This is a genomic window from Sphingorhabdus sp. (genome assembly GCF_029865925.1).
GTDB lineage: Bacteria > Pseudomonadota > Alphaproteobacteria > Sphingomonadales > Sphingomonadaceae > Sphingorhabdus_B.
Map to the genome: position 1 here is coordinate 1 of NZ_JARXAI010000059.1, position 5,116 is coordinate 5,116.

A 5,116-nucleotide genomic window follows, 5' to 3' on the forward strand; every position below is an offset into this window, starting at 1 on the left:
CTGGATAAACAGCGGCGCTTTCACCAGGCCGCGATCAAGAAAGTGCTTGAGATTATACAGGTGGCTGGTGTCGTAACATTCAAATTCAAAGCGGGTACCCATCGGCGTCAGCAGCACCAATAGGTCCTCGATATCCTTATAGGTATTTTTGAACACCAAATCCCGCGATGCGGCAAGGGTTGCGGGTTCCCAATCAAATTTCCAGTCGGAATAACGATCGAGCATCGGGAACAGTCCAAATCCCATCGTTCCCATATTCAAAGAAGCAACTTCGGGTTGGAACGTAGTTGCCGGACGAAGCCGCTCCTCTAAGGTCATCGACGGATGTCCGCCGGTTGTCAGGTTGATAACCGCGTCGCTCCGCTGCTTGATGACTTTCAGGAATGGCTCGAACAAATCGGGGTTTTGATCGGGACGGCCATTTTCGGGATCGCGGGCGTGAAGGTGGATAATCGCCGCCCCGGCTTCCGCCGCACCGATAGCAGCTTCGGCAATCTCACTCGCGGTTATCGGAAGATGCGGCGACATTGATGGCGTGTGGATTGCTCCGGTTACAGCGCAACTGATAATCACCTTGCCTTTGGCCATGTTATTATTCCCGTAAATCCAAATTATCGTGTTGCGCTATGGCCGCACGTGCACCTGACCATCTTTCCAAAGATAGGCTGTCACATCACGACAATATCCCGAGCTGACGCGCGCGAATAACCGCCTGTGGTCGCCGTCTGACGCCGAGTTTGTCATAAATTTGCTGCATATACCATTTGACCGTACCTTCGGTCAGGCCAAGCCGATCGCCAATTTCACGATTGCGCAGGCCACCGCTTACCATCGTCAATATTTCCACCTCACGCAACGAAAGACCGCTGCCTAAGCCGAAATCATCATCCTCTTCATCCGCGTCGGCCTGCGTCGTGCCTCGCATTACCGAAACAAGGTGCATTGCAAAGCGGTCAACTGGCGTGTCAAGTTCAGGACCGTTGGCATACGCTTCGACCAACAATGATGAAATCGCCTCACCTTCATCAACAAACGGGCGCACCCAGCCGCCGGGTTCGGCCAACTCTACCGCGGCACGCACGGCACGTCTGGCCTCTGAACGATTGCCCGAAAGCACCGCAATCTGGGCAAAAAGCAGTTCAAAGGTCACCGATGAACGGACCGCGCCTCTGCGCCGAACAAATTCCAACCAGCGTTTGGCTATCTTGCGCGAACTGACAAGGCGGAAGCGGTGCATTTCCAACCGGAGCCAAGCAATCGCCATCCATTCGTTGAGCCGCGTCGGATTCATGGTTGGAACCGGCTCGCCTTCAAAGCAAAGGTCGCTTGAATAGAATAATTGCTCGGCCTGTTCGACTTGTCCGGTCTTCACAAGCATGTGCACCTGTTCGGAAAGGATCAGCGCGCGAAGCCGGTCGAGCCCGCATTCGATGGCTACCAATTGCGCTTCTTCAAGACCGGATAGCGCGCTTTGATAATCGCCATCGGCTGCCGCTAGACGCGCCCTGACGATATATCCTGATGCCAACTGATCGACGAAACCCCATTGCCTTATTGATGGCAGATAACGCTCTACCAACTCCCCGGCACGGTCGAGATCGCCGCATTCATAATGAATTTCGGCCAAAGGCAATGCGGGAAGCGCCGCAAGCCCGGATATCTGCCAATCCATTTCACGCGCTAGTTCATGCGCTTCTTCAAGGAATTGTCGCGCCATACGTGTTTTGCCCTGTGCTACCAGAGTGGGTGCGACCGAAGATTTGAGCGCGATCGACGCAAAATCCGACCCGGGCCTTCCGAGTGCTTTGCGAAGTTCGGCCTCTAACCGCAGCATGTCATGAAAATGATAGAGTTCGCGCCGGGCCGACAGAAGCTGAGCAAGCAACGTGCAGCTCAAATAGGGATGGTCGTCACCCAAATCGGCCAACAACGTTTCCGATTCATGTTCGACATAGACCATGTTGTCGCGCGCTGCTTCGAGCATGATGCGGCGATGCCTGACTTGGAATAGCATCTGTTCGTGTTGATACTCGCTATACTCACCACTCTCTATGCGCGCGGTAATGACGGCTTCGGCTGCTTCAATGAGGCGTTCAGACGATTTAAACGCCAGACGGCGCGATCTGCGCCATGACATCGCCAGCAATAGCGCAGGACGGGTCGATTGCAGTTCCCAGGGCAGATCGCTTGCAAGCTCGTCGATGCGGTACAAAAGGCCGCTGTAGGTCATTGGTTCGGCAAGTAACTCAAGTTGATCGGCAAGGAAAATTTTATCCCCGCACAACATGGCGTGCTCCAACGCACGCGACAAATCACCAGTTTCGACAAAATAGGTGCTGGCGCGGCGATGCAATTCGGTAGCGCGCTCCGGTGCCCGGCGCATTAAACGACCGAGCACCATTTCACGGAACAGGGTATGATAGCGGTAGCGACTAAGCTCCCGATCAAGATCGGACAGGAATAAGCCACCTTCAAAAACCTGTTCAAGTATGTTCCGCGCCTTGGCGTTGCTAACCACCGCCGCGCAGGCGGCGGGCGACAATTCGTCTAATATCGAGGTATCGACGAGAAAATCGCGAACCTCCTGATTTTGAAGCTCGAACACTTCTTCATGGAAATAGCTGGCAAACTCATGCCGCAAACCGGTCGTTCCGCCTTCGGGCGGCACCCCTTCGCGCTGGTCGCGTTGCCAGGCCTTGGTCGCGATGATTAGGCCCGCAGCCCATCCTTGGGTATCGACAACCAACCGCTGGACCTCAGACGTTGCAATCGTGCCGCCTATTTCCTGCTGGATCAAGCGGACGGCTTCGTCGGTTTCAAAACTTAAATCACGTACACCGATTTCAACAAGGTGACCAAGCGACCGCATGCGGGCAACGTTCAGGCGCGATCCGCCGCGCGAAGCTATGACCGTTGTAATCGAATCTCTTGCGCTGGCGATAAGCTGGCCGAGAAAGTCGCATATCTCCTGCGACAACAGCTGCGCGTCATCAATGAACAGCACTGGCCGAGGGCCAGACTTGATCGACAAATGTACTAGCCAGTTATGCGCGGAAATATGTCTATCCTTCAGGCCTTCTGCCAGCCCGGAACCAACACCTGCTGCCCGCAACGATTGCAAGAACGAGTCGAGCCCGTCGATGCCAGCACGGGCGGCAATCCATAGCACAGGTCGCCCTTCGTCTTTGAAAATTTCTGCCCAGCGGAGCATCGCGGTCGTTTTGCCGAAGCCTGCAGGACTAGAGAGGATAACCACTCGCGCCGCGCCAACGGGTTCGGCGAGCCGTTCGACTCTATCGCGAAGAATATATTGGTGCGCGACCTTTGGCGGCGCAATGGTTGTAGAAACAACACCCATATCGGTATCCTCTCGTTCCGCTTCGCAGCGCCAAGGTCGATTGCCCGGGCTTACTGTCGATCAGATTTGTATCGGCCTTAGATAGATAGGCTGCAAGCAAATATTCCTATCTCTGGATAGGTTGCCGCGCCATATCTTTTGGCCAACAGCATCACCATCAAAGAGAGTGCCCCGTTTGGAGGCGCCAAAAAGCGAGGGTGACCCAAATGGATTTCGACCTGCCGGAGGAACATCAAGCGTTCCGCGACGTCGTTCGCCGTTGGGTCGATACCGAGATTCCCAAAGAATGGTCGCGCAAGCTCGAAGCCGACGAACATAACTATCCGCATGCGCTTTGGGACAAGTTTACCGAAGCCGGTTTTCACGGGGTGGGTATCGCCGAGGAATTTGGCGGTCAGGGCGGCGATGTTCTGATGCAAATGCTCCTCGCACGCGAGCTGGCGCGGTCGCTTGGCGGCCTTGCGTGGATTTGGGGCATCACGTCTTTCGCCGGATCAAAGTCCATCGGACTTTATGGTTCGCCCGAACAAAAGGCCAAGTTTTTACCAGAAATAGCGGCAGGTCGATTGAAGGCTGCTATCTCCTTTACCGAACCCGGTGGTGGTACTGATCTGCTAGGCAATCTTGCCACCGCCGCCGAACGTGTTGACGGTGGTTGGGTGCTGAACGGCGAAAAGATTTGGAGCTCTTCCGCGCATGTGGCCGACTACCTCCTATGCATCGCGCGCACCGACAAAACAGTCGAGAAAAAGCATCAGGGGCTAACTTTATTTTGGGTGCCAGCAGCATCCGAAGGCGTCAAAATCACGCCTTTGCCTAAGCTCGGCATGCGTTCGATGGGTAGCTGTACCGTTGTTTACAACAATGTGTTCGTGGCCGACGCAAACGTTCTCGCAGAGCCCAACAAGGCTTGGTACACTTTGCTGCCAACGCTGAACAACGAACGGATCATGGTAGGGGCGTTCTGTCTCGGTGTGATTGACGGCGTGCTCGAAGACGCGCTGGCCTATGTCATGCAGCGCAAAGCATTCGGTAAATATATAGGCCAGTTCCAAATACTGCAGCATTACATCGCCGATATTGCGACGATGCAGACCTCGACCGAATTGATGCTGCATTACTGCGCCGCCAAACAGGCGAAGGGCGAGAATGTTGGCAAAGAAGCTAATATGCTGAAGTTGATGGCATCGGAAAATGCCAACGCAGCCGCCGACCTCGGTATCCAGATGATGGGTGGCATGGGCTATTCGGCCGAAACCGATATGCAGCGATATTGGCGCGATTCCCGGCTGTGGCGCATCGGCCCTGTGACCAACGAAATGATCCGCAATGGCATCGCCGAATCGCTCGGCCTGCCCCGCTCCTTTTAACACATCCGAAAGGCCGAACATGAAAGCACTTTACCAAGAAACGACCGAAGGCCCCGAGGCAGTTCGCGTGGCAGAAGTAGAAACGCCCACACCCAAAGCGGGTGAGGTGCGCGTCGCGATCAAAGCCGCGTCGGTCAATCACCGCGAAATGTGGATTGCACGCGGCCTCTATCCTGGAATGAGCCTGCCGACCACGATGGGCTGCGATGGCGCAGGTGTAGTAGATATGCTAGGAGAAGGCGTATCTGGCCCAAGCGTTGGCGACGAGGTGGTGATTTACCCAGGTCTTGATTGGGGCAACAACCGTCATGCGCCGCAAGCTGAATTCGGGCTGCTGGGAATGCCGCACGGCGGCACAATTGCCGAATATGTTTGCGTGCCGGCCGAA

4 protein-coding genes are annotated in these 5,116 nt (G+C 55.3%); 2 read left to right on the forward strand and 2 right to left on the reverse strand.

Annotated elements, in window-relative coordinates:
• Both QE270_RS05365 and QE270_RS05370 read right to left on the reverse strand, forming a co-directional pair.
• Positions 1-588 (reverse strand): 3-keto-5-aminohexanoate cleavage protein (locus QE270_RS05365; protein ID WP_300036291.1); only part of this gene is annotated, 588 nt, incomplete at its 3' end.
• A gap of 85 nt (positions 589-673) precedes the next feature.
• Positions 674-3,358, reverse strand: a complete 2,685-nt coding sequence (locus QE270_RS05370; RefSeq protein WP_300036293.1) for a LuxR C-terminal-related transcriptional regulator — start codon at positions 3,356-3,358, stop codon at positions 674-676.
• A 206-nt stretch (positions 3,359-3,564) separates the two neighbouring features.
• On the opposite strand from QE270_RS05370, the gene QE270_RS05375 reads away from it, so the two are divergent.
• Positions 3,565-4,728 (forward strand): acyl-CoA dehydrogenase family protein, encoded by a 1,164-nt coding sequence (locus QE270_RS05375; RefSeq protein WP_295490740.1) that lies wholly within the window; start codon positions 3,565-3,567, stop codon positions 4,726-4,728.
• A 19-nt stretch (positions 4,729-4,747) separates the two neighbouring features.
• The coding region (locus tag QE270_RS05380; RefSeq protein ID WP_300036296.1) for an alcohol dehydrogenase catalytic domain-containing protein at positions 4,748-5,116 on the forward strand (369 nt) is incomplete at its 3' end.

Coding starts and splice junctions, on each gene's coding strand:
- QE270_RS05370 (WP_300036293.1), bottom strand. CDS start 3,358: ATGGGTGTTGTTTCTACAACCATTGCGCCGCCAAAGGTCGCGCACCAA.
- QE270_RS05375 (WP_295490740.1), top strand. CDS start 3,565: ATGGATTTCGACCTGCCGGAGGAACATCAAGCGTTCCGCGACGTCGTT.